Origin of the sequence: Microbacterium salitolerans, from assembly GCF_019720895.1 — a bacterium.
Taxonomy (GTDB): domain Bacteria; phylum Actinomycetota; class Actinomycetes; order Actinomycetales; family Microbacteriaceae; genus Microbacterium.
Genome location: NZ_JAHKSH010000005.1, coordinates 259,843 through 282,434 on the forward strand (window position 1 = coordinate 259,843; position 22,592 = coordinate 282,434).

Genomic DNA, 22,592 nt, shown 5'->3' on the forward strand with positions numbered 1-22,592 from the left:
GTACGACGGTAGACTCGACTGCTATGGCTGATGGCCCCCTGATCGTCCAGAGCGACCGCACCGTGCTCCTCGAGGTCGCGCATGCGGACGCCGAGACCGCACGCCACGAACTGGCGGTGTTCGCCGAGCTCGAGCGCGCTCCCGAGCACATCCACACCTACCGCATCACGCGTCTCGGCCTGTGGAATGCGCGCGCCGCCGGCCACACCGCCGACGACATGCTCGCGACGCTCGAGCGATGGACCCGGTTCCCCGTCCCGCCGTCGGTGTCGACCGACCTGCGCGAGACGGTCGATCGCTATGGTCGCCTCACGATCGAACGCGGCGACGACGGCGAGCTCCTGCTGAAGTCATCCGACCGCGCCGTGCTGCGCGAGGTGTCGCGCAACAAGCGCATCCAGAATCTCCTGATCGGGCACCCGGATCCCGACACGCACGTCGTGGACGCATGGGCGCGCGGCCAGATCAAGCAGGAGCTGCTCAAGATCGGCTGGCCTGCCGAGGATCTGGCCGGCTACACGCCGGGCACACCTCATGAGATCTCGCTCGACCAGAGCGACTGGCATCTCCGGCCGTACCAGCAGCAGGCCGTCGACACGTTCTCGCACGACGGATCCGGCGTCGTGGTCCTGCCGTGCGGCGCGGGCAAGACGCTCGTCGGCGCGGGGGCGATGGCGGCGACGGGGACGACGACGCTGATTCTCGTGACGAACACCGTCTCGGCCCGGCAGTGGCGCGACGAGCTGCTCGCGCGCACGTCGCTCACAGAGGACGAGATCGGCGAGTACTCGGGCCAGATCAAGGAGATCAAGCCCGTCACCATCGCGACCTATCAGATCCTCACATCGAAGAGGAAGGGCGAGTATGCGCATCTCGACGTGCTCGACGCCCTCGACTGGGGACTCATCGTCTACGACGAGGTGCACCTGCTCCCCGCCCCCGTGTTCAAGCTCACGGCCGACCTGCAGGCCCGTCGCCGTCTCGGCCTGACCGCCACGCTCGTGCGCGAGGACGGACGCGAGGGCGATGTGTTCAGCCTCATCGGCCCCAAGCGATTCGACGCGCCGTGGAAGGAGATCGAGGCGCAGGGCTATATCTCCCCCGCCGCCTGCTACGAGGTGCGCGTCGACCTTCCTGCCTCGGAACGCCTCGAGTACGCGGCGGCGCCGGACGATGCGCGCTACCGACTCGCCGCCACGGCTCCCGCCAAGATCGATGCCGTGCGCGAGATCATTGCGCGACACCCCGGTGAGCAGATCCTCGTGATCGGTCAGTATCTCGATCAGCTCGACGAGCTGAGTGACGCGCTCGACGCGCCGCAGATCACGGGCTCCACCCCGGTCGACGACCGCGAGCGACTGTTCCAGGAGTTCCGCGAGGGATCCCTGAGCCTCCTCGTCGTGTCGAAGGTCGCGAACTTCTCCGTCGACCTGCCAGAGGCCTCCGTCGCCATCCAGGTGTCCGGCTCCTTCGGCTCGCGCCAGGAGGAGGCGCAGCGGCTCGGACGGCTCCTGCGGCCCAAGCAATCGGACCACACGGCGAGCTTCTACACGCTCATCGCGCGCGACACGGTCGACCAGGATTTCGCCCAGAACCGGCAGCGCTTCCTCGCGGAGCAGGGATACAGCTACACGATCCTCGACACTCACGATCTGGCCGCCTGACCAGTCGAGACACGGCATCGACGAGTGGATCCGGTGATGGATTCCCGCGATCAGCGCGCCGAACGCACCACATCGGGTCCATTCGTCGACATAATGGGGGCATGACCGCACCGCGCATCCTCGTAGTCGACGACGAGCCGAACATCCGCGACCTGCTCTCGCAGAGCCTGCGATTCGCCGGATTCCAGGTGAGGACCGTCATCAACGGCGCACAGACGATCTCGGCAGTGCTCGAGGAGGAGCCCGATCTGATCGTGCTCGACGTCATGCTCCCCGACATGAACGGGTTCAGCGTGACCAAGCGTCTGCGCGACGCGGGGTACACCGCGCCCATCATCTTCCTCACCGCGAAAGACGAGACCGACGACAAGATCAAGGGCCTCAACGCCGGCGGCGACGACTACGTCACGAAGCCGTTCAGTCTCGACGAGATCGTCGCGCGCATCCAGGCGGTCCTTCGCCGCACGATGCAGTCCGACGAGGAAGAGTCGGTCATCCGCACGGGCGAGCTGACGATGGACCAGGACACGCACGACGTGTACGTCGGGGACACCGCCATCGACCTCAGCCCCACCGAGTTCAAGCTGCTGCGGTACCTCATGCTCAACCCCAACCGCGTCCTGTCGAAGGCGCAGATCCTCGATCACGTCTGGGAGTACGATTTCAACGGCGATGCGGGCATCGTCGAGAGCTACATCTCGTACCTGCGCCGCAAGATCGATCCCCACGCGTCCGAGTCGCTCATCCAGACCAAGCGCGGCTTCGGATACATGCTCAAGGTCGACAAGGCCTGACCCCCACTCCCTGAAGGACATCTGCCCTGGCCGCCCGCTCCGACGCCTTCACCCGCTGGTGGCGCCGCCGCAGCCTGCGCTCGAAGGTCACGGGCGTCACGGTCGGCGTCCTCGCGGCCGGCCTGATCTCGGCGGGCGTCGGGTCGACGCCCGTCCTGAAGTCCATGCTGTCCGGCTATGTCGACTCGTCCGTCCAGCAGCTCACGGGAACCGACGTCTACGAGACGGTCTTCGACATCGTCGAGGGCGACGAGCCGGGCAGCGTCTCCGTCCGCGCGAAGAATCCTGAGCCGCGCACCGAGTACATCGTCGCGATGTACGACGAGACGGGCACGCTCGTCGACGTCGCGGGCGGCGATCAGGGCCCCGGCGGCGAACCGCTGTTCCCGACGGAGCTCAGCGTGCAGGACGCGTTCCTCAATCAGGACCGCACGTTCTCGCTCGACGCCGTCGATGGATCCGGCTATCGCGCGGCCGTCGTGCCGATCCAGGTCGACGGGGCCGAGGGCAGCACGCTGTACGCGCAGCTCGTCGCGCTCCCGCTGAACGAGGTCGACTCCTTCGTCACGACGTACATCGGCGTCTTCACGACGATGACGGTGCTGACGCTCGTCGTGGGCGCGCTCGTCACGCGCTGGCTCGTGACGCTCGCGTTCCGCCGCCTCGGTCAGGTCGAGTCGACCGCCATGCGCATCGCCGACGGCGACTTCGCGCAGCGCATGACCGACATCGAACCGACCACCGAGGTCGGTCGCCTCAAGATCGCGATCAACACGATGCTCGACCGCCTCGACGACTCCTTCGCCGAGCGCGACGCGACGGTCGAGAAGATGCGCCGGTTCATCGGCGACGCGAGCCACGAGCTGCGCACGCCGCTGGTGAGTGTGCGCGGCTACGCCGAGCTCTTCCGCATGGGCGCCATCGAGACCCATGAGGACACGGGCAAGGCGATGGAGCGCATCGAGAAGGAGGCCAAGCGCATGACCTCCCTCGTCGAGGATCTCCTCTCGCTCGCGCGTCTGGACGAGCGCAAGGCGTTCGAGATCACCGACGTCGACCTGCGCCAGGTGGCGAGCGACGCGGCGCTGGACGTGCGTGCGGCGGATCCCGGTCGCCAGGTCGCGGTGAACGACACGACCTTCGAGGCGCTCACGGGCCCGATCACCATCATCTCGTCCGGCGCACGCGACGCCATGGACCCGGCACAGGAGCAGCCTCCGGCCCCTTCCGCCGAGGCAGCGACCGGGCCGCCGACGGCCTCGATCCGGAGCGCGTGGAGCGCGGGCTCCGCGGCCCTCTCCCGCGCGCAGGCCACCACGCGGGCGTTTCTGCGTCGTCGGGGCGAGGACGGCGCCACCGAGGGCGACGACGCGCACGGGGAGGAGATCGCGCCACTGGACTTCTCCGGGCCGACGGAGGGCAAGCCCGTCGACGTGCCCCCGATCGTGCGCGGTGCGGAGGAGAAGATCCAGCAGGTCGTATCGAACCTGCTCGGCAACGCGCGTCGCTACAGTCCTCCCGACTCCGCGATCGAGCTCGAGGTCGGCGTCGACGTCGACACGCACATGGGCTGGATCTCGATCGTCGATCACGGCGAGGGGATCCCCCCGGAGATCCGCGGGAAGATCTTCGAGCGCTTCTGGCGCGCCGACACGTCGCGTACGCGCGAGACGGGCGGCAGCGGCCTGGGGCTCGCGATCGTCGCCTCGATCGTCGAGCGACTCGACGGCTCCGTCTCGGTGTTCGAGACTCCGGGCGGCGGCGCGACGTTCCAGGTCGGCTTCCCGCTGGCCGATCAGCCGGCCTGACACGCGCGTGTCACGCGAGGCAGCGTGTCCACAATCGCGGATCCGGTGAGGTTATCTGAGGATCCGCCCATCCGGTCGAGCGGGAGGGGCCGCGGCGTTCCTAGCGTGGGGGCACCCACACGAAAGGAGCCCGTATGGCCCAGTTCACAGTTGACAGCGACATGGTCATGTCCACCCAGGCCGAGGTGACGGCGGCGGCCGAGCGTCTGCGCTCGGAGGTCACGTTCCTCATGTCGAAGGTGCAGCACCTCGAGGCGAGCTGGCAGGGAGGCGCGTCGCAGGCATTCCAAGGGCTCGCCGCCGACTGGCAGACCCTGCACCTGCAGGTCGAGGACGCGCTGCAGAACCTCGCCCACCGCCTCCGCGCGGCGGGATCCGGCTATCAGCAGGTCGAGCAGGACGTCGCCGGCATGTTCCGCTGATCCGAGACCCCGCCTCCGCGCGCTTGGACCTGTCCTGCGCATGCAGAAGGGCGGCCCTCCTCCCGTGGGAGAAGGGCCGCCCCGCAATCGCGTCAGCGAGAGTGGATCAGAAGTCCATTCCGCCGGCCTCGGGGCCACCCGCGGGGGCACCGGCCGGCTCGGGCTTCTCGGCCACGACGACCTCGGTCGTGAGGAACAGACCCGCGATCGACGCGGCGTTCTGCAGAGCCGAACGCGTCACCTTGGCGGGGTCGATGATGCCGGCGGCCAGCATGTCGACGTACTCGCCCGTCGCGGCGTTGAGGCCCTGGCCCGAGGGGAGCTCGGCGACCTTGGCCGCCACGACACCCGGCTCGAGACCCGCGTTGAGCGCGATCTGCTTGAGCGGCGCCTCGATGGCGACGCGCACGATGCGCGCACCGGTCGACTCGTCGCCCTCGAGCGTGAGCTTCTCGAACGCCGTCTTGGCGGCCTGGAGAAGTGCGACGCCACCACCGGGGACGATGCCCTCCTCGACGGCTGCCTTCGCGTTGCGAACGGCATCCTCGATGCGGTGCTTGCGCTCCTTGAGCTCGACCTCGGTGGCCGCACCCGCCTTGATGACGGCGACGCCGCCCGCGAGCTTGGCGAGGCGCTCCTGGAGCTTCTCGCGGTCGTAGTCGCTGTCGGTCGCGTCGATCTCACGACGGATCTGCGTGACGCGGCCCTCGATGGCCGACGCCTCACCCGCACCCTCGACGATCGTCGTCTCGTCCTTCGTGACGATGACCTTGCGCGCACGGCCGAGGAGGTCGAGCTCGGTGTTCTCGAGCTTGAGGCCGACCTCTTCCGTGATGACCTGGCCGCCGGTGAGGATCGCGATGTCCTGCAGCTGGGCCTTGCGACGGTCGCCGAAGCCCGGCGCCTTGACGGCGACGGCCTTGAAGATGCCGCGGATCTTGTTGAGCACGAGCGTCGCGAGAGCCTCGCCCTCGACGTCCTCGGCGATGATGACGAGCTCCTTGCCCGCCTGCATGACCTTCTCGACGACCGGCAGGAGATCCTTGATGTTCGAGATCTTCTGGTTCGCGATCAGGATGTACGGGTCCTCGAAGACCGCTTCCTGACGCTCGGGGTCGGTGACGAAGTAGGGGTTGAGGTAGCCCTTGTCGAAGCGCATACCCTCGGTGAGCTCGAGCTCGGTGCCGAAGGCCTGAGCCTCCTCGACCGTGACGACGCCCTCCTTGCCGACCTTGTCGATCGCCTGCGCGATGAGCTCGCCGATCTCGGGGTCTGCCGCCGAGATCGAAGCCGTGGCGCCGATCTCGTCCTTCGACTCGATCTCCTTCGCACCGGCGAGGAGCTCGGCCGTGACGGCCTGGACGGCCTTCTCGATGCCGCGCTTCAGACCGACGGGGTCGGCGCCGGCTGCGACGTTGCGGAGGCCCTCGCGGACGAGCGCCTGGGCGAGGACGGTTGCCGTCGTCGTGCCGTCACCGGCGACGTCGTCGGTCTTCTTGGCGACCTCCTTGACCAGCTCGGCGCCGATCTTCTCGTAGGGGTCGTCGAGCTCGATCTCCTTGGCGATCGACACACCGTCGTTCGTGATGGTGGGAGCGCCCCACTTCTTCTCGAGCACGACGTTGCGGCCGCGCGGGCCGAGCGTCACCTTGACGGCGTCGGCCAGCTGGTTGAGGCCGCGCTCGAGGCCGCGACGAGCCTCCTCGTCGAAAGCGATCATCTTTGCCATGTGTTGTCGTCCCTCCCGGACGTAGGCGTGTGGTCTTTAGCACTCAGTCGGGCCGAGTGCTAATGGCATTCTGGCACTCGACCCCCATGAGTGCAAACTTCTTTCCGCGTGCCCGACGCACACCGCACACGACCACGGCGCCCCGCGATCGGATCGCGGGGCGCCGTGAATGAGGTGGTGATCAGCCGAGCGGGCGAACCGTCTCGGCCTGCGGGCCCTTCTGGCCGGCGCCGACGGTGAACTCGACGGCCTGTCCCTCATCGAGCACGCGGAAGCCGCTCATCTCGATGTTCGAGTAGTGGACGAAGACATCCTGACCGTCGTCGACGGTGATGAATCCGAACCCCTTCTCCGCGTTGAACCACTTCACTGTGCCCTGGGCCATGCTCACTCCTGATGGTGCGGAACCCACCCTGCAATCGGGTGCTTCCGGCGATGCTATCGAGGAGGGTCCGCGCCCAGACGACGTTCCGGCCGCCGTTGACGGTCACGACCCGAGGTGTTTACGGCGCGGAAACACGGTCGAGTCCGACGACGACCGTGAGGCCGCCCTCGCTCATCTCGTCGAACTCGGCGTTCTGCTCCACGGCGCCCACGCCCAGGGCACCGGCGAGCCCGCGCGCCGCCGCGGCATCGGCCTCGTCGCTGTAGTACACGGTCGTCGTCGCGACATCGGTCGCGTCGGCGTCGAACGGGACCACGGCGTCCTCCGCCCAACCGGCGTCGAGCACGCTCTGGCGCACGGCGTCGGCAGCCTGGTCGTCGCCCGTTCCATTGAGCACGAGCACGGCGTAGCTCGTGTCGATCTCCGCTTCCGGCTCCGCCGTCTGCTCGGCGGCGGAGCCCGGTGACGGCAGGTCGATCGTGTCGTTCTGCGAGAGCGCGAGGAAGCCGAGGATCCCCGCGCCGGTCAGCACCAGGACCGCGAGCAGCCACCAGAGAAGCACGACGACCCAGCGGAATCGCGGGTGCGGCGCCCGGTGCGCGCCGATGCGCGCAGGCTCACGCGGAACGTCATCGAAGCGATCCCGGGGGAAGGAGTTCTGCGGCATCCGAGTCATCGTAGTGCGTGCGTCAGCGAAGCAGACGCGCCCGACGTGCGGCGCGCGCTTCCCGCAGACGCCGCAGACGGCCGATGAGCATGGGCGCGTGTGCTTGTGCGGCGGGGTCGTCGACGAGTCGACCGAGGAGCTGGTAGTAGCGCACAGGCTCGAGCTCGAGGCGCTCGCGCATCGCGCGCTCCTTCTGATCGCTCTGCTTCGGCCACTCGGTCTCGAAGGCGAGGATCGCGCGCGAGAGGCCGTCGAGCCCCTCCTGATCCGAGCCCGCGCGTGGTCGATCGAGATCCACATCCGACATGCCACGAGGGTATGCCGCTCCCGCTGAGCGGCCGCCGAGACACGCGGTCGACGGGACCGTCACACCGCGCGGATCCAGGAGCCGAGCGGATCCACCGCGGCCAGCGGCTCTCCATCGAGCGCGAGGACGAATCCCTCCCACGCGTCGGCATCGAGAGGCGTCGTCCACGCGTCGTGGAGGCGGGGGCTGTCGATCGTGATCCAGCGGGCGTCCATCTTCCGGATCCGCGCGATGAGCCGTTCGCGCGCGACGCGCGGAACGTGCGGCAGGACCCCGGGCGTCGCGATCACGAGGGTCGCATCGCGCGGGGCCCGCGACGCCAGGTCGGCGAGCACGCCCTCCTCGGCGGCATCTCCCTCGATGAGGAGCGGCGGATCCTGCCGTGCGACCTCGAGCGCGGCCGCCACCCGCGCCTGCCGCTCCGTCTCCCCTGGCCACACGAGCGACGCGATCCAGTCGCGGTTCTCCGCGACCCGCGGGTCCCGGGGCTGGACGTCGATCCCCGCGCGCCAGACGACGTCGGGCAATCGCTGCGGCACCGCGAATCCGCCCTGCAGCTCCGCGTCGAGCCGAACGGCACCGGCCCCCAGCGCTTGAACGGCTCCGTCCGACGTGCCGAATCGATAGGCATATCGATCGGGGAACAGGCACAGCCCCGCCGATGCGCCGATCTCGAGCAGCGCGATGGGTCCCGGGATCCGCTCGAGTGCCGCGACGAGCGGCGCGCACCGGAGCGGCTCGTTCGTCTGCGTCGTGCGGACGGCGCACTCTGCGACGACCCGCGCGGCGTTCTCGCGGACGAACCTCGCCCACTCCGCGTATGCCGCGACCGGGGCACCGAGCAGACGCGTGACCGCGAACACGACCGGCGGCTGCCGGTGCGGCGCAGGCAGGGGCGCGAGGATCGCGGCGAGCTCGTCGTCACCGGCGACGCCGCGCGCCCAGTCGGCGTACACGTCGCTGCGCCCCGGCGCCTCGTCGCGCGCGAAGCGCGCGTAGCGGGCCATCACATCGTCGGTCACAGACGGGGGTGCCATCCCCCCATCCTGCCCCGCGTCGCCGCGCGTCATCTCCGCCCTCGTGCCCGCGCGCCGACGTACCCTGGATCACATGGGTTACGACGTCGAGAAGTCCGATGAGGAGTGGCGCAGCGAGCTGACGCCCGAGCAGTACGCAGTGCTGCGCGAGGCGGGCACGGAACGCGCGTGGACGGGCGAGCTGCTGGACGAGGAGCGCGCCGGGCTCTACACGTGCGCCGCCTGCGACGCCGAGCTGTTCCAGAGCGGCACCAAGTTCGACTCGCACTGCGGATGGCCGAGCTTCTACGAGTCGGTGCGTCCCGACGCCGTGCAGCTGCTCGACGACAGCAGCCACGGCATGCAGCGCACCGAGGTGCGCTGTGCGAAGTGCGGTTCGCACCTCGGCCACGTGTTCCCCGACGGATTCGGCACGCCCACGGGCGACCGCTACTGCATGAACTCGCTGTCGCTGAACTTCGCTCCGCAGGACGACTGACTCAGCGCCGCCGGAGCCGGTGCCACGGCGCGACCGCTGTCGCCACTCCGGCGAGCGCCAGCGCGACCATGGCCGTCTGACGCCACGGATCCGCGGGAAGAGCAGGTCGCCAGATGAGGTCGAACACGACGGACGATGTGAGCATGCCGAGCACGGATCCGAGCGTCATGATGAGCACCCCGGTCCGCGGCGTGAGCGCGGCCGAGATGAAGATGTAGGTGACCCCGAGCGCCCCGCCGGTGTAGACCCACGGCTCAGTCGGGAAGGCGGTGGGCCACCCCGTGGCTCCGACGCTGATCAGCGCGGCGATCACGAGGATCCCCAGCCCTCCGGCGAAGTTGACGAGCGTCGCCGTGAGCGCCGATCCGATCGTGAGGCGCAGTCGGCCGTTGGTCGCGGTCTGCCATGCGACGCCCGCGCCGACGAGGAACGGCAGCACGAGCATCCATGCGGGCACGGCTCCGATCACCCCGCCGCCCAGCGAGACGACGACAGCCGCGACGACGAGGACGGCGCCCACGAGCCGACCGATCGTGACCGGGGCCACGCCAGCGGGGCTGAAGCCGACCCGGTCGAGGACGAGCCCGTTCACCGTCTGCCCCGCGATCATGCCGACCGAGAACAGCGCGACGCCGATCACTCCGACCGTGAGCCCCTGTGTCGCGACGCTGAACGCTCCCGCCGCGCCGCCGCACAGCATCCACGCCGGCACCCGCCCAGCCCGGACGTCATCGACCAGCCGCCGCACCCCGGCGCGCCCCGAGGGCAGGAGCAGCGCGAGCACGACGAGGATCAGGAAGCCGGAGCCGAACGAGATCGCCGCGGCGAAGAAGCCGTCGTCGAGGCCCGTGCCGAGCACGCCGTTGAGGCGCGCCTGCAGGGCCGTGAGCGCACCGACGGCGATCGCCCCGCCGACCCCCAGGATGAGAGCGAAGGCGCGGGCCGCCGGTGAGTGAGCCATCACCCCTCGAGGTTATCCGGCTCAGATCACGTGGATCCCGCACTCCACCTTCGAGCTGCCGGCCCAGCGGCCGGAGCGCGGGTCGGCGCCGTCTGCGACGGGCTGGGTGCAGGGCTCGCACCCGATCGACGGGTAGCCGTTGCTCAGGAGCAGGTTCATCGGCACACCGTGCTCCGCCGCATAGTCGTAGAGCTCGTCGGTCGTCCACTGCACGAGGGGGTTGACCTTGACGAGGCCGTTCTTCGCGTCGAAGGTGACGAGCGGGGCGCCGATGCGCGTCGCCGACTCCTCACGGCGGACTCCGGAGATCCACACCTCGTAGCCGCGCAGCGAGTCGCGCAGCGGCTCGACCTTGCGCATGGCGCAGCAGTATTCGGCGTTGCGGTTGAAGAGATCGCGTCCGTAGGCGGCGTCCTGCTGGGCGACCGACAGATCGGGCATGACGTCCACGACCCGCACGTCGAGCTGGCGCTGGGCCTCGTCGCGCGTCGCGACCGTCTCGATGAAGTGGTAGCCCGTGTCGAGGAACAGCACGTCGACCCCGGGGAGGGTCTGCGACACGAGGTGCGGCAGGACCGTGTTCGCCATCGACGAGGCGACGGCGACGGCCCCGAGTCCGAACGTGCGCGCGACCCAGTCGAGCGCCGTACGCGCGTCGGCCTCATGATCGGTCCCGCTCCCGAGTTCGACGACCGCGTCGCGAGCGATCTGCTCGAGCTCCTCGGCCGTGCGACGCGACGCCGCACGCGGGGCGAGAGCGACCGTCATCGCAGGGCGTCCTCGTCAGCGCGGTGCGCCCACTGGGCGAACGACTCGTCGCCGTCGCGCGTGTCCGCGAAGCGGCGCGAGACGCGCTCGACGTAGTCGGCGATGCCATCGGCCGTCACCTTGAGGCCGCGTACCGTACGGCCGAGGCCCGCCTCCTCGCGGTCGTGCGACGCGAGGCCTCCCCCGAGGTGCACCTGGAAGCCCGGCACCTTCTCGCCGTCGTCGTCCGTGATCATCTGCCCCTTGAGACCGATGTCGGCCGTCTGGATCCGGGCGCACGAGTTCGGGCAGCCGTTGACGTGCAGGCTGAGCGGAGCCGGCAGGTCGGAACCCGCGAAGCGCTCCTCGAGATCGAGCACGGCCTTCTTGGCCGTCTCCTTCGTCTCGACGATCGCGAGCTTGCAGTACTCGATGCCCGTGCAGGCGATCGCCCCGCGGCGGATGAGGCTCGGCCGAGCGCTGAGGCCGAGCTCGTCGAGGCCTGCGATGAGCGGCTCGATCTGGTCCTTCTCGACGTCGAGGATCACGATCTTCTGGTGCGGCGTGGTGCGCAGGCGCGTGGATCCATGGCTCTCGAGCAGATCGGCGAGCGCTGTGAGATCGGCGCCGGAGATGCGTCCGACGATGGGGGTCGCACCGATGAAGAAGCGACCGTCCTTCTGCGGGTGGACGCCGACGTGGTCGCCGGGGCCGGTCGGCCGAACGGGCGCCGGCCCGTCGGCGAGCGCGTAGCCGAGGTACTCGGTCTCGAGCACCTCGCGGAACTTCTCGGTGCCCCAGTCGGCGAGGAGGAACTTCAGCCGGGCCTTGTTGCGCAGGCGCCGGTACCCGTAGTCGCGGAAGATGCGCACGACGCCGTGCCACACGTCGGAGATCTGGTCGGGCGCGGCCCAGGCACCGAGCCGCTCACCTAGGCGGGGCACCGTGGAGAGCGCGCCGCCGACCCAGACGTCGTAGCCGACGCCGTGCTCGGGGTGGTTGATCGCCACGAACGAGACGTCGTTGATCTCGTGCACGACGTCCTGGCTCGGGTGCCCCGTGATCGCCGTCTTGAACTTGCGGGGCAGGTTCGCGAGATCGGGGTCCCCGATGAAGCGCTCGGTGATCTCGTCGATCTGCGGCGTCGGGTCGATGAGCTCATCCGCCGCGATCCCCGCCACCGGAGATCCGAGCACGACGCGCGGGACATCGCCGCACGCCTCGGTCGTGCCGAGCCCGACGGCCTCGAGGCGCCGCCAGATCTCGGGCATGCTCTCGACCTCGATCCAGTGGAGCTGGATGTTCTGCCGGTCGGTGAGGTCAGCGGATCCGCGCGCGAACTCCGTCGAGATCTCGCCGATCACGCGCAGCTGCTCGGTCGTGAGCTGCCCGCCGTCGATGCGCACGCGAAGCATGAAGTACTCGTCCTCGAGCTCGTGGGGCTCGAGCGTCGCGGTCTTGCCGCCGTCGATGCCGGGCTTGCGCTGCGTATACAGCCCCCACCACCGGAACCGTCCGTGCAGATCCGTGGGGTCGATCGAGGCGAAGCCGCCCTTCGCGTAGACGTTCTCGATGCGCTCGCGCACATTGAGGCCGTTGTCGTCCTGCTTGAACTGCTCGTTCGCGTTGAGGGGCTCGGTGCCGTCGATCTTCCACTGCCCGAGGGGCTTGCTCGCCCCCCGCTTCGCACGCGTGCGCGCTCCGCGCGTCGTCGTCGCGGTCTGCGCGCTGGTCTCGTCCGTCGACATCCCACACCCCGTCTCTCTCTCGGTGTAGTGCGAGCCTAGGGACGGTCCGCCGGGTGCGGCTCCGTGTGACGACACGAGGCGTCACAGGGCGTCACAACCGGCTCGAGTGTCCGCGCAACACAATGGGGGTGTACGCGAGAACGCGCACACCCCCATCCCCCGGATACGAGGCTCACTCGGCGGGCATCAGCACCGCGTCGACGAGGTAGACCGTCGCGTTGGCGGTCTGCACGCCGCCGCAGACGATGGTGGCCTCGTTGACCATCCACATGTCGTCGCTGCCGGTGACCTCGAGGTCGCTGCCCTCGACGGTCGTGTGAGTGCCGGCGATGTCCGCCGGCTCGATCTGACCCGGCACGACGTGGTAGGTCAGGATCGACGTGAGCAGCTCGGAGTCGGTCGACAGGGTGTCGATCGTCGCGGCGTCGATCGCCGCGAACGCGTCGTCGACGGGGGCGAAGACCGTGAACTCGTCACCGTTGAGCGTGTCGACGAGATCGACGTCGGGGTTCAGCTCCCCCGAGACCGCGGAGACCAGCGTGGTCAGCATCGGGTTGTTCGATGCGGCGACCGCCACCGGGTCCTGCGACATGCCCTGGATCGAACCGGCGCCGTCGGGAACGGCCTCGGCGTAGTCGGCGCAGCCGGGACCGACGAGGTTCGCGGCCGGGTCGGCCTCGGCCTCGGTCTCGGTCTCCATCGGCTCCTCGCTGGGAGCCTCGCTGGTCATCGGCGCCTCAGACGACGCGCTCTCGTCATCTCCGCCGGACATGTCGCCCGACGAACACGCCGTGAACGCGAACGTCCCGGCGAGCGCAAGTGCGAATGCGGTGGTCAGCTTGTGCTTCTTACGCAGCATGGGGTCCTCCTGTGATTGTGGACACGCGCCCAGTTGAGCGGTGCCGCGCCGTCAAGCGCTCATCCCTCATTCGGCGCCCTACCGAAGGCGGATTGGACCGATCGAGGATTTTTTTCATCGGCCGTGGCGCAAACCGCAGAGCCCTCCGCACCGAACAAGTGGCATCGCGTGAGACGGAGGAGGTCCGATGACGCGGATCACCACCAGAACGCTCCGATGACGGATCACGGGCGTCGAGACCGTGCCGGCACGTGCGCGTGGCGGCGGACAGAAGCGAGTGCGGCATGATTGCCCTTATGGGAATCGACGGCGTCGAGGTGCGCGAGGACGGCAGCTCGCCGGATCACGTCGGCGAGCTGCTGAGCCGAGTCGCCGACGGAGATCAGAACGCGTTCACCGAGCTGTACGACATGCTCGCCTCGCGCGCCTTCGGCCTGATCCTCCGGGTCCTGGTCGATCGCGCCCAGAGCGAGGAGGTGCTCCAGGAGGTCTTTCTCGAGATCTGGCGATCCGCGAGCCGGTTCGCTCCGAATAGGGGGCAGGGACGATCGTGGGTCCTGACGATCGCCCACCGTCGCGCGGTCGATCGTGTGCGGGCCTCGCAGGCCAGCAGCGATCGTGACGTGCGCGTCGGGATCCGAGATCTCGCGGTGGACGTCGACGGCGTCGCCGAGGACATCGAGATGCGGGACGACGCACGACGCGTCGTCGATGCCCTCAAGCAGCTTCCCGAGGTCCAACGCGAGGCGATCGTCCTCGCCTACTACGGCGGATACAGCCAATCCGAGATCGCGGCGCTCATGCGGGCGCCGCTGGGCACGGTGAAGACGAGAATGCGCGACGGATTGTCGCGACTGAGGATGGAGATGGGGGTGCACGCATGAATGACAGGGAGTTCGAACAGCTCGCCGCAGGCCATGCACTGCATGCGCTGAGCCCCGAAGACGAACGCGCGTTCCGTGACGCCGTGGCCGAGGATCCCCGGCGCGCCGCGCAGGTGCGCGCCGACGAGAGCACGGTGGCGCGTCTGTCCGATGTCGTCGCTCCGGTCGAGCCGCCTCCCCGCCTCCGCAGCGAGCTGCTCGCACGTATCGCCGACGACGAGGCGTCGTCACCGCTGCCCACGGACGGTCCGGACGGGTCCGCTGCGGAGCCGATGTCGCCGTCCCGAGACGTCCCCTCCGACGGCACCACGCGCGCCCCGCGCCGAGGATCGCGACGGTGGTTCGTCCTCGCCGCGTCGTTCGTCCTGCTCGTCGCCGTGGGTGCCGGAGCGTTCGCCGCGGTGCAGTCGCTCCTGCGACCCCCCGCGGTGTCGGCACTCGAGGCCATCGAGGATGCGCCGGACGCGCAGACCGCGGACACCGCGCTCCCCGACGGCGGAACCGCGACCCTCCACTGGTCCGAGACGCGCGGATCGGCCGTGTTCGTGTCGAGCGATCTGCCCGAGATCGACGACGACCGGCAGTTCGAGCTCTGGCTGGTGCGCGACGGCGTCCCCGTCCCCGCCGGCGTCTTCGATCCGGGCGCGGACGACACGGTCGCACTGCTCGAGGGTGAGATGGAGCCCGGCGACGTCGTCGCGGTGACGGTCGAGGCCGCGGGTGGATCCCCGACGGGAGCGCCGACGACCGAGCCGATCCTCGCGATCCCGACCAGCTGACACGCTGCGTCGACGACAGCGCCCCGCCTCCCGGAGAACGGGAGGCGGGGCGCGGTGTCGGTGCCGGCAGCCAGGTTCGAACTGACGACCCCCTGTTTACAAGACAGGTGCTCTACCAGCTGAGCTATGCCGGCGTGGCCCCGAAGGGCCGGAGTACAGACTACTCGGAGTCCTCCGTGGATCCGGAATCCGTCTCGCCGTAGTACTGCTCGCTCTGGACGGTGAGCATGAACTGACTGAACTCGGCGGGGTCGTCGACGCTGCCCTCGTAGCGCTGCCCGTCGACGATGATGACGGCGTCGCCGTCGATCTCGGCACGGTCGGTGGCCTCGGCGACCCAGGGGGTGAACTCGTGCGACGTGATGCAGCTCTCGACGTCGGCGCCTGCGTCGCTCGCCATGCTCGCGAGCTCCTCGTCGGTGTAGCCGTCGGTCTCGGGCTCCGGCTGCTCGACGAGCAGCGTCGTGTTGAAGTCGCGGAACGACGTCGGCTCGTTCGAGACGACGCACATCACGGCGCCGGCCGCGCGAGCCGAATACTGCGAGCTGCTCAGCCGCACCGACAGCGGGTGGTAGGTGAGCGTGATGATGCCCTCGTCGACGAGCTCGTACATCTGCGGTGCGAGCGTCTCCTCGATCGTTCCCGCGTCGGGAGACATGTAGTCGACGTACACGTCGACGGCGATCGGATCGTCGACGGCCTCGGGGCGCTCGTCCTCCGGCATCATCTGCAGGACGTCGATGCCGTCGTCGTCCGTGATGTTGTCGGGGGTGACGAGCGGACGCTCCACCTCGGGCGTGACGGTGGTCCACACATACCAGCCAGCGGCGACGACGGCGGCGACGATGAGGATCGTGATCACGGCACGTCGGGCGTACTTCTTCGCGGAGATCCGCGTCTTGACCTTCTTGGCCTTCTCGCGAACGGCGTCGCGGCGCACGTTCGCCTCTTCGGGCGTCTCCGGCGTCTGATCGGTCGTCATCAGCTGTTCCCTCCTGTCCGCGGGATGCGGACGGCAACCCGCCGATCATAGTGAGACCCGCTGGGAACCGACCAGATGGGGGCAGGGCATCCCCTCATCGTCCGCGTCGACGCCCAGACTCCCACGTCAGGGGCCGGATCCGTCACCCGGCGGCTCCGTTCCGGGAGCCGCTGTCCGGAATCGAGGCTCGCGAAAGCGTTATCCGTCATGCCATACTTCAGACACGCCCAATGGAGGGCGTGCGGCATCGCGAGGTGTCGCTTCCATTCACTACGGATCGTCCGGCACGTACCTGCCGGTGAAGGAGAAGCAGTCATGGCCACTGTGTCGTTCGACAACGCCACCCGTGTCTACCCGGGCGGCGTCCGCCCCGCGGTCGACAAGCTCAACCTCGAGGTCGGCGACGGGGAGTTCCTCGTCCTGGTCGGCCCCTCCGGTTGCGGAAAGTCCACCTCGCTCCGCATGCTCGCGGGCCTCGAAGAGGTCAACGACGGCGCGATCCGCATCGGCGACCGCGACGTCACCGACGTCCCGCCGAAGGACCGCGACATCGCGATGGTCTTCCAGAACTACGCGCTGTACCCGCACATGACGGTGGCTGACAACATGGGCTTCGCGCTCAAGATCGCCGGAATCAACAAGGACGAGCGCGCCAAGCGCGTGCTCGAGGCCGCGAAGCTGCTCGACCTCGAGCCCTACCTCGACCGCAAGCCCAAGGCTCTCTCGGGTGGACAGCGTCAGCGCGTCGCCATGGGACGCGCGATCGTCCGCGAGCCCCAGGTCTTCCTCATGGATGAGCCGCTGTCCAACCTCGACGCGAAGCTCCGCGTGCAGACCCGTACGCAGATCGCGTCGCTGCAGCGCCGCCTCGGCGTCACGACCGTCTACGTCACGCACGACCAGACCGAGGCCCTCACGATGGGCGACCGCATCGCGGTCCTCAAGGACGGCCTCCTGCAGCAGGTCGGCACGCCGCGCGATCTCTACGAGGCTCCGAAGAACGACTTCGTGGCCGGCTTCATCGGCTCGCCCGCGATGAACCTCTTCCCCGCCGACATCGTCGACGGCGGCGTCCAGGTCGGCACGAAGGTCGTGCCGATCGAGCGCCAGGCGATCACGCAGGCGCACGGCACGAAGCTGACGGTCGGCGTCCGTCCTGAGGACTTCGATGTCGTTCCCGACAGCGAGGCGGGCCTCACGGTCAAGGTCGACCTCGTCGAGGAGCTCGGCGCCGACGGCTACCTCTACGGGCACGCCGAGATCGACGGCGAGAACGTCGAACTCGTCACGCGCGTCGACGGCCGCGAGCACCCGATGGCGGGCGACACCGTGAAGCTCGCGCCCGTGCCCGGACGCATCCACGCGTTCGACGCCGAGACCGGCGAGCGACTCGTCGACAAGGTCGTCGCCGCGCACTGACGCCCGGTACGCAGAAAGGCGGTCCCCCGATTCTTCGGGGGACCGCCTTTTCGCTGTCCGTCAGTCGGCGTCGGCCGCCGCGCGCAGAGTCGAGACCTGGTACAGGGCGACGCTCGCCGCGATGCCCGCATTGAGCGACTCCGCCGCCTGCGAGATCGGGATCGAGACGATCTGGTCGCACGTCTCGGTCACGAGACGCGACAGCCCGTCGCCCTCGCTGCCGATGACGAGCACGAGCGGACGATCCGCGAGTTCGATGTCGGGCATCTGCACCTCGCCCCCGCCGTCGAGGCCGAGGACGAACACGCCCTGCTTCTTGAGGTCTTTGAGCGTGCTCGTGAGGTTCGACGCCATCGCCACGGGGATTCGCGCCGCGGCGCCCGCGCTCGTCTTCCACGCCGCCGAGTTGACGGCGGCCGAGCGGCGCTGCGGGATGATGACGCCCTGTCCGCCGAACGCCGCCGTCGAGCGGATGATCGCCCCCAGATTGCGGGGATCCGTCACACCGTCGAGCGCCACCATGAGGGGCGTCTCGCCCGTCGCGATGATCTTCTCGAGCATGTCCTGCGGGTGCGCGTACTCGTACGGCGGCACCTTGAGCGCGACACCCTGGTGCACGCCGTCGAAGCCCGCCATGCGGTCGAGCTCCGGGCGGGTGACCTCGAGCATCGGCAGATCGCGCTTGTGCGCGATCGAGAGCATCTCCTTGACGCGATCGTCCATCTCGACGCGCTGTGCGATGTAGAGCGTCGTCGCGGGGATCTTCGTGCGCAGCGCCTCGAGCACGCTGTTGCGGCCCGTGACGTACTCGTTGTCGTCGTTCGGTCGGCGACGCGGCGCACCCGACTTCTGGGGGTGCTTCGCGGCCGAGCGGTCGGCGAGCTGCTTGCGCTTGTGCGCCTTGTGGTAGGTGCGATCCTCAGCCTTCGGCGTCGGCCCGCGGCCAGAGAGCTTCTTGCGGCCGTGGCCGCCCGAGCCCTTCATCATGCCCTTCTTGCCCTTGCCGCCTGCGCCGGGCCGTCCTGGCTTAGTCATCGATGCTCCAAACCGTTCCATCTGCGGTGTCTTCGAGGGTGACGCCCGCGGTCGTGAAGAGATCACGGATCCGGTCGGCTGTCGCCCAGTCCTTCTCGGTGCGCGCCGTCTGCCGCTGCGCGATGAGCGTGTCGACGATCGTCTGGAGCGCCCCGTCTGCCGCGGAGGTCGCCGCGGAGTCGTCCGCGAACGCGTCGAGACCGAGAACGTTCATCATGCCCGACACGCCTGAGAGGGTGCCGCGCACGCCGGGCTCGTCGGCCGCGTCGAGTGCGGTGTTGCCGGCGCGCACGGTCTCGTGCAGGACGGCGAGCGCCTGCGGGATGCCGAGGTCGTCGTCCATCGCGGCGCCGAACGCCTCGGGGACGGTCGGCCGGGCGTCCGTCACGACGCGGGCGGCCCGCTCGCGGAAGCCGTCGATGCGGTCGAGGGCCGACCGCGCCTCGTCGAACGCGCGGTCGGAGATGTCGAGGTTCGACCGATAGTGGGCCGCGGCGAGCGCGTAGCGCACGACGCGCGGCGACCGCCGGGCGAGGACCTCGTGCGCGAGCGTGACGTTTCCGAGCGACTTCGACATCTTCTGCCCGTCGACCGTGACGAGCCCGTTGTGCACCCAGTAGCGCGCATAGGGATCACCGGCCGCAGCCGACTGCGCGAGCTCGTTCTCGTGATGCGGGAAGCGCAGGTCGAGCCCGCCGCCGTGGATGTCGAACTCGCCGCCGAGGTAGCGACGTGACATGGCCGAGCACTCGATGTGCCACCCCGGGCGACCGGCCCCCCACGGCGACTGCCAGACGGCGCTCGCCGGCTCGTCGGCCTTCGCCGCCTTCCAGAGCGCGAAGTCGTGCGGATCCCGCTTGCCGCGCGGATCCGCCTCGTCGTCGCTCTCCATCGCGTCGAGCGCCTGACGCGTGAGGGAGCCGTACTCGCTCCAGGAGCGCACATCAAAGTAGACGTCGCCGCCGGCGGCGTAGGCGTGGCCCCGCTCGATCAGACTCTCGATGAGCTCCTGCATCTGCGCGATCGATGCCGTCGCACGCGGCTCGTACGTGGGCGGCAGATTGCCGACCGCATCGTAGGCCGCGGAGAACTCCCGCTCGATGCGATAGGCAAGCGCCCACCACGGCTCATCGGCCGAGGCGTTCTGCAGGACCTTGTCGTCGATGTCGGTGACGTTGCGCACGAAGGTGACGCGACCGAACCGGTGCGCAAGCCATCGCCGCAGGAGATCGAACGCGAGCGCTCCGCGCAGGTGCCCCACGTGCGGCCCCGACTGCACGGTCGGACCGCAGACATACATCGTGACGTTCGCTTCGTCGAGCGGAGTGAAGTCGCGAAGCGCCTGCGCGCGCGTGTCGTACAGCCTGAGTGTCACGGCTCCAGCCTAGTCGGCGGGTGCGGGCGGTGACGTGGGGACGACGAGGGCGACGGCGAACGCCTGCACCCCCTCGGCGCGACCCGTGAATCCGAGCCCGTCTGTCGTCGTCGCCGACACCGAGACGGGAGCACCTCCCAGCGCCTGCGACAGGGCCGCCTCGGCCTCTTCGCGCCGCGGCGCGAACTTCGGTCGCTGCGACTGCACCTGCACCGAGACGTTTCCGATGCGCCAGCCGCCCTCTGCGAGGATCCGTGCCGTCTCCGCCAGGAACGCCTTCGCATGCGCGCCCGCGAACTCGGGCCGTGAGGTGCCGAAATGCGTGCCGATGTCGCCGAGACCCGCCGCGTTCAGGAGCGCGTCGACGATCGCGTGCCCGACCGCGTCGCCGTCCGAGTGCCCCGAGAGTGCCGGCTCCCCCGGCCATTCCAGCCCGGCGAGCCAGAGGCGACCGTCGCCGCCGAACGCGTGGACGTCGGTTCCGATGCCGACGCGCGGCAGCGCGGGTTCGGCGGGGCGCGTCACGCGCGGAACCGGGTCGGATGCGACGAGGTCGCGGGCGCGTTCGAGGTCGGTCGGCGTCGTGATCTTGAAGGCGAGCGACGAGCCGTCGACTCGGTCGATCTGGTGCCCGGCGTCGGCGACGAGGGCCGCGTCGTCAGTGAACTCCTGCGTCGCGCGCTCGTAGGCCGCGACGAGGACATCCCGGCGGAACCCCTGGGGCGTCTGCGCCGCCGCAAGTTCTGCGCGGTCGACGACGCCCGTGATGACGTCGCCGTCGACGCGCTTGATGGTGTCGACGACCGGCAGGGTCGGCACGATGCCGTGGCCCGTCGCGCGGACGGCCGCGACGACGCGGTCGAGCACCTCGCCCGGTGTGAGGGCTCGGGCCGCATCATGGACGAGGATCACGTCGACGTCGGCCCAGACCCGCGCGAGGCCCGCCGCGACGGACTGCTGGCGAGTGGATCCGCCCGCGACGACGGTCACGAGATCTCGGCGGTCGTCGGCGGCCTCATGCGCCTCGGTGAGCGCCTCCCCCACGCGATCGGCGGGGGCCACGACGACGACCTGCGCCGGATCCGCGCGGAAGACGCCGCGCAGGCAGTGGCGCAGCACGGAGTGCTCGTCGATGCCGACGAACGCCTTGGGGGCGGTCGCGCCCAGGCGGACGCCGCTGCCGGCGGCGACGACGATGACGGCGGTGCGGATCGGTCCGATGAAGCTCACGTGCACAAACGTAATCGCCCCGCCGCCCGATAACGGGCGGCGGGGCGATGAGAACTCGAGATCAGGCGCTCGTGAGAGCCTCGTCGAGCGTCTTCGCGGCCTCTTCCTCGCTGACCTTCTTCGCGAGCGCGAGCTCGGATTCGAGAACCTGGCGCGCCTTGGCCAGCATGCGCTTCTCGCCCGCGGACAGCCCGCGATCCTGATCGCGACGCCAGAGATCGCGCACGACCTCGCTCACCTTGATGACGTCGCCGGAGGCGAGCTTCTCGAGGTTCGCCTTGTAGCGACGGGACCAGTTCGTCGGCTCTTCCGTGAACGGCGCCTTCAGCACATCGAAGACCTCGTTGAGGCCGTCTTCGCCGATCACGTCGCGGACGCCGACCAGGTCGACGTTGTCTGCGGGAACCTCGATCACGAGATCGCCCTGCGTGACGTTGAGCTTGAGGTACGTCTTCTCCTCGCCCTTGATGACTCGAGTCTTGACTTCGGTAATGGTTGCTGCCCCGTGGTGGGGGTAGACGACAGTCTCGCCAACCTCAAAAAGCATATGGATTACGTCCTTCCCGGCCTTACCGAGTTTACCACAGGAGAATATGCGCTAAGATCGGCGCCCCGCGCGCGGATCAGTGGTCTCAGAGCGCACCGGGGAGCACCCATCCGCACCCTCTAAGATGGGGAGCACGCCCGCAGCTGGGCGGCGCCCGCACCACCTGGAGGATCCGTGACATCGCGCACCATCGCGTCCCTCGCCCTTGGCGGCATCGTGCTCCTGACGGCCACCGGCTGCGCCGGCATCACCCCGCAGGCGACGACCTTCGAGTACACGCCGTCTGACGGCGTCAACGTCCCCGACGCCGAGGGCTCCGACCTCGCAGTGCGCAACGCGTTCATCGTGGCCGACTCCGACGGCGCGGACGGCAACTTCATCGCCGCGCTCGTCAACGACGGCGACCAGCCCACGCGCCTCAGCCTCGACTGGGAGTCGGGCAACGCGACCGTCACAGTCGCCCCCGGCGAGACGATGAGCCTCGGCGGCGAGGCCGACCCGATCCTCATCTCCGGCCTCGACACGATGCCCGGCGAGACGCTCAGCATGTACCTGCAGTCCGGCGACGGGGAGGGCACCGAGATCGAGATCCCGGTGCTCAACAACTGCCTCACGGAGTACGCGACGCTGGCCCCGAACGAGACGGCCGCCGACACCAGAGAGTCCTGCGAACCCCACTCCGAGGTCGAGGCGCACTGAGGCTCCGACTCTCGTACGACGAATCCCCCGGGAGCC

23 protein-coding genes and 1 tRNA gene are annotated in these 22,592 nt (G+C 69.3%); 9 read left to right on the forward strand and 15 right to left on the reverse strand.

Going from position 1 to position 22,592, the window contains the following annotated elements:
* The first annotated feature begins 23 nt into the window (after nt 1–23).
* The 4 genes from KOL93_RS13220 to KOL93_RS13235 all read left to right on the forward strand — a co-directional run bounded on the left by KOL93_RS13220 (nt 24) and on the right by KOL93_RS13235 (nt 4,688).
* Nucleotides 24–1,664, forward strand: coding sequence for a DNA repair helicase XPB (locus tag KOL93_RS13220; protein ID WP_221585858.1), 1,641 nt, complete (start codon nt 24–26; stop codon nt 1,662–1,664).
* Nucleotides 1,665–1,765: 101 nt separating this feature from the next.
* A complete protein-coding gene (locus KOL93_RS13225) occupies nt 1,766–2,458 on the forward strand; it encodes a response regulator transcription factor (protein WP_221585859.1) in 693 nt (230 codons plus the stop codon).
* Between the two features lie 164 nt (nt 2,459–2,622).
* The gene (locus KOL93_RS13230) at nt 2,623–4,266 is read left to right on the forward strand and encodes a HAMP domain-containing sensor histidine kinase (protein ID WP_221585860.1); all 1,644 of its coding nucleotides are present in this window, start codon (nt 2,623–2,625) and stop codon (nt 4,264–4,266) included.
* 134 nt (nt 4,267–4,400) lie between these two features.
* Nucleotides 4,401–4,688, forward strand: coding sequence for a WXG100 family type VII secretion target (locus KOL93_RS13235; RefSeq protein ID WP_221585861.1), 288 nt, complete (start codon nt 4,401–4,403; stop codon nt 4,686–4,688).
* Nucleotides 4,689–4,794: 106 nt separating this feature from the next.
* Here KOL93_RS13235 and groL read toward each other — a convergent pair whose 3' ends face one another.
* The 5 genes from groL to KOL93_RS13260 form a co-directional block, all read right to left on the reverse strand.
* Nucleotides 4,795–6,417, reverse strand: coding sequence for a chaperonin GroEL (groL, locus tag KOL93_RS13240; RefSeq protein WP_221585862.1), 1,623 nt, complete (start codon nt 6,415–6,417; stop codon nt 4,795–4,797).
* A 181-nt stretch (nt 6,418–6,598) separates the two neighbouring features.
* Nucleotides 6,599–6,802 (reverse strand): cold-shock protein, encoded by a 204-nt coding sequence (locus KOL93_RS13245; RefSeq protein ID WP_221585863.1) that lies wholly within the window; start codon nt 6,800–6,802, stop codon nt 6,599–6,601.
* Between the two features lie 118 nt (nt 6,803–6,920).
* The gene (locus KOL93_RS13250) at nt 6,921–7,469 is read right to left on the reverse strand and encodes a LytR C-terminal domain-containing protein (protein WP_221585864.1); all 549 of its coding nucleotides are present in this window, start codon (nt 7,467–7,469) and stop codon (nt 6,921–6,923) included.
* 22 nt (nt 7,470–7,491) lie between these two features.
* On the reverse strand, nt 7,492–7,776 hold the full coding sequence (locus KOL93_RS13255) for a DUF3263 domain-containing protein (protein ID WP_221585865.1): 285 nt from the start codon (nt 7,774–7,776) through the stop codon (nt 7,492–7,494).
* A gap of 59 nt (nt 7,777–7,835) precedes the next feature.
* Entirely contained in the window at nt 7,836–8,813 is a 978-nt protein-coding gene (locus KOL93_RS13260) for a DUF2332 domain-containing protein (protein WP_221585866.1), read from the reverse strand.
* A gap of 73 nt (nt 8,814–8,886) precedes the next feature.
* On the opposite strand from KOL93_RS13260, the gene msrB reads away from it, so the two are divergent.
* Nucleotides 8,887–9,291, forward strand: coding sequence for a peptide-methionine (R)-S-oxide reductase MsrB (gene msrB / locus KOL93_RS13265; protein WP_221585867.1), 405 nt, complete (start codon nt 8,887–8,889; stop codon nt 9,289–9,291).
* 1 nt (nt 9,292) lies between these two features.
* Here the strand turns inward: msrB and KOL93_RS13270 are convergent, their stop codons facing one another.
* The 4 genes from KOL93_RS13270 to KOL93_RS13285 all read right to left on the reverse strand — a co-directional run bounded on the left by KOL93_RS13270 (nt 9,293) and on the right by KOL93_RS13285 (nt 13,606).
* A complete protein-coding gene (locus KOL93_RS13270; RefSeq protein WP_221585868.1) occupies nt 9,293–10,252 on the reverse strand; it encodes a DMT family transporter in 960 nt (319 codons plus the stop codon).
* A gap of 21 nt (nt 10,253–10,273) precedes the next feature.
* A complete protein-coding gene (locus tag KOL93_RS13275; protein ID WP_221585869.1) occupies nt 10,274–11,020 on the reverse strand; it encodes a phosphoadenylyl-sulfate reductase in 747 nt (248 codons plus the stop codon).
* Nucleotides 11,017–12,747, reverse strand: coding sequence for a nitrite/sulfite reductase (locus KOL93_RS13280; RefSeq protein WP_221585870.1), 1,731 nt, complete (start codon nt 12,745–12,747; stop codon nt 11,017–11,019). Before KOL93_RS13280 ends, KOL93_RS13275 begins: the two co-directional genes overlap by 4 nt.
* A gap of 172 nt (nt 12,748–12,919) precedes the next feature.
* Nucleotides 12,920–13,606 (reverse strand): fasciclin domain-containing protein, encoded by a 687-nt coding sequence (locus KOL93_RS13285; RefSeq protein WP_221585871.1) that lies wholly within the window; start codon nt 13,604–13,606, stop codon nt 12,920–12,922.
* Nucleotides 13,607–13,890: 284 nt separating this feature from the next.
* On the opposite strand from KOL93_RS13285, the gene sigK reads away from it, so the two are divergent.
* Nucleotides 13,891–14,490: an ECF RNA polymerase sigma factor SigK gene (sigK, locus tag KOL93_RS13290; RefSeq protein WP_221585872.1), complete on the forward strand. Its 600-nt coding sequence runs from the start codon at nt 13,891–13,893 to the stop codon at nt 14,488–14,490.
* The gene (locus KOL93_RS13295; protein ID WP_221585873.1) at nt 14,487–15,269 is read left to right on the forward strand and encodes an anti-sigma factor; all 783 of its coding nucleotides are present in this window, start codon (nt 14,487–14,489) and stop codon (nt 15,267–15,269) included. Before sigK ends, KOL93_RS13295 begins: the two co-directional genes overlap by 4 nt.
* A gap of 61 nt (nt 15,270–15,330) precedes the next feature.
* On the opposite strand, the gene KOL93_RS13300 is transcribed toward KOL93_RS13295, so the two are convergent.
* Nucleotides 15,331–15,403 (reverse strand) — tRNA-Thr (locus tag KOL93_RS13300).
* 26 nt (nt 15,404–15,429) lie between these two features.
* On the reverse strand, nt 15,430–16,251 hold the full coding sequence (locus KOL93_RS13305; protein ID WP_221585874.1) for a DsbA family protein: 822 nt from the start codon (nt 16,249–16,251) through the stop codon (nt 15,430–15,432).
* Between the two features lie 315 nt (nt 16,252–16,566).
* Between KOL93_RS13305 and KOL93_RS13310 the strand changes: the two genes are divergently transcribed.
* Complete coding sequence (locus KOL93_RS13310) at nt 16,567–17,670, forward strand: ABC transporter ATP-binding protein (RefSeq protein WP_221585875.1); 1,104 nt, start codon at nt 16,567–16,569, stop codon at nt 17,668–17,670.
* Between the two features lie 60 nt (nt 17,671–17,730).
* On the opposite strand, the gene rlmB is transcribed toward KOL93_RS13310, so the two are convergent.
* From rlmB to KOL93_RS13330, 4 genes are all read right to left on the reverse strand, one after another.
* A complete protein-coding gene (gene rlmB, locus KOL93_RS13315) occupies nt 17,731–18,705 on the reverse strand; it encodes a 23S rRNA (guanosine(2251)-2'-O)-methyltransferase RlmB (protein WP_221585876.1) in 975 nt (324 codons plus the stop codon).
* A complete protein-coding gene (cysS, locus tag KOL93_RS13320) occupies nt 18,698–20,080 on the reverse strand; it encodes a cysteine--tRNA ligase (protein ID WP_221585877.1) in 1,383 nt (460 codons plus the stop codon). The genes rlmB and cysS overlap by 8 nt, the downstream gene beginning before the upstream one ends.
* A 9-nt stretch (nt 20,081–20,089) precedes the next feature.
* The gene (gene ispD, locus KOL93_RS13325) at nt 20,090–21,310 is read right to left on the reverse strand and encodes a 2-C-methyl-D-erythritol 4-phosphate cytidylyltransferase (protein WP_221585878.1); all 1,221 of its coding nucleotides are present in this window, start codon (nt 21,308–21,310) and stop codon (nt 20,090–20,092) included.
* A gap of 61 nt (nt 21,311–21,371) precedes the next feature.
* Complete coding sequence (locus KOL93_RS13330) at nt 21,372–21,857, reverse strand: CarD family transcriptional regulator (protein WP_221585879.1); 486 nt, start codon at nt 21,855–21,857, stop codon at nt 21,372–21,374.
* 174 nt (nt 21,858–22,031) lie between these two features.
* On the opposite strand from KOL93_RS13330, the gene KOL93_RS13335 reads away from it, so the two are divergent.
* A complete protein-coding gene (locus KOL93_RS13335) occupies nt 22,032–22,556 on the forward strand; it encodes a DNA modification methylase (protein ID WP_221585880.1) in 525 nt (174 codons plus the stop codon).
* The last annotated feature ends 36 nt before the right edge of the window (nt 22,557–22,592 follow it).

What these genes read in the sequence shown, in the direction of transcription:
- KOL93_RS13220 (WP_221585858.1), top strand. Translation starts at nt 24, where the DNA reads ATGGCTGATGGCCCCCTGATCGTCCAGAGCGACCGCACCGTGCTCCTC.
- KOL93_RS13225 (WP_221585859.1), top strand. Translation starts at nt 1,766, where the DNA reads ATGACCGCACCGCGCATCCTCGTAGTCGACGACGAGCCGAACATCCGC.
- KOL93_RS13230 (WP_221585860.1), top strand. Translation starts at nt 2,623, where the DNA reads ATGCTGTCCGGCTATGTCGACTCGTCCGTCCAGCAGCTCACGGGAACC.
- KOL93_RS13235 (WP_221585861.1), top strand. Translation starts at nt 4,401, where the DNA reads ATGGCCCAGTTCACAGTTGACAGCGACATGGTCATGTCCACCCAGGCC.
- groL (WP_221585862.1), bottom strand. Translation starts at nt 6,417, where the DNA reads ATGGCAAAGATGATCGCTTTCGACGAGGAGGCTCGTCGCGGCCTCGAG.
- KOL93_RS13245 (WP_221585863.1), bottom strand. Translation starts at nt 6,802, where the DNA reads ATGGCCCAGGGCACAGTGAAGTGGTTCAACGCGGAGAAGGGGTTCGGA.
- KOL93_RS13250 (WP_221585864.1), bottom strand. Translation starts at nt 7,469, where the DNA reads ATGCCGCAGAACTCCTTCCCCCGGGATCGCTTCGATGACGTTCCGCGT.
- KOL93_RS13255 (WP_221585865.1), bottom strand. Translation starts at nt 7,776, where the DNA reads ATGTCGGATGTGGATCTCGATCGACCACGCGCGGGCTCGGATCAGGAG.
- KOL93_RS13260 (WP_221585866.1), bottom strand. Translation starts at nt 8,813, where the DNA reads ATGGCACCCCCGTCTGTGACCGACGATGTGATGGCCCGCTACGCGCGC.
- msrB (WP_221585867.1), top strand. Translation starts at nt 8,887, where the DNA reads ATGGGTTACGACGTCGAGAAGTCCGATGAGGAGTGGCGCAGCGAGCTG.
- KOL93_RS13270 (WP_221585868.1), bottom strand. Translation starts at nt 10,252, where the DNA reads ATGGCTCACTCACCGGCGGCCCGCGCCTTCGCTCTCATCCTGGGGGTC.
- KOL93_RS13275 (WP_221585869.1), bottom strand. Translation starts at nt 11,020, where the DNA reads ATGACGGTCGCTCTCGCCCCGCGTGCGGCGTCGCGTCGCACGGCCGAG.
- KOL93_RS13280 (WP_221585870.1), bottom strand. Translation starts at nt 12,747, where the DNA reads ATGTCGACGGACGAGACCAGCGCGCAGACCGCGACGACGACGCGCGGA.
- KOL93_RS13285 (WP_221585871.1), bottom strand. Translation starts at nt 13,606, where the DNA reads ATGCTGCGTAAGAAGCACAAGCTGACCACCGCATTCGCACTTGCGCTC.
- sigK (WP_221585872.1), top strand. Translation starts at nt 13,891, where the DNA reads ATGATTGCCCTTATGGGAATCGACGGCGTCGAGGTGCGCGAGGACGGC.
- KOL93_RS13295 (WP_221585873.1), top strand. Translation starts at nt 14,487, where the DNA reads ATGAATGACAGGGAGTTCGAACAGCTCGCCGCAGGCCATGCACTGCAT.
- KOL93_RS13305 (WP_221585874.1), bottom strand. Translation starts at nt 16,251, where the DNA reads ATGACGACCGATCAGACGCCGGAGACGCCCGAAGAGGCGAACGTGCGC.
- KOL93_RS13310 (WP_221585875.1), top strand. Translation starts at nt 16,567, where the DNA reads ATGGCCACTGTGTCGTTCGACAACGCCACCCGTGTCTACCCGGGCGGC.
- rlmB (WP_221585876.1), bottom strand. Translation starts at nt 18,705, where the DNA reads ATGACTAAGCCAGGACGGCCCGGCGCAGGCGGCAAGGGCAAGAAGGGC.
- KOL93_RS13330 (WP_221585879.1), bottom strand. Translation starts at nt 21,857, where the DNA reads ATGCTTTTTGAGGTTGGCGAGACTGTCGTCTACCCCCACCACGGGGCA.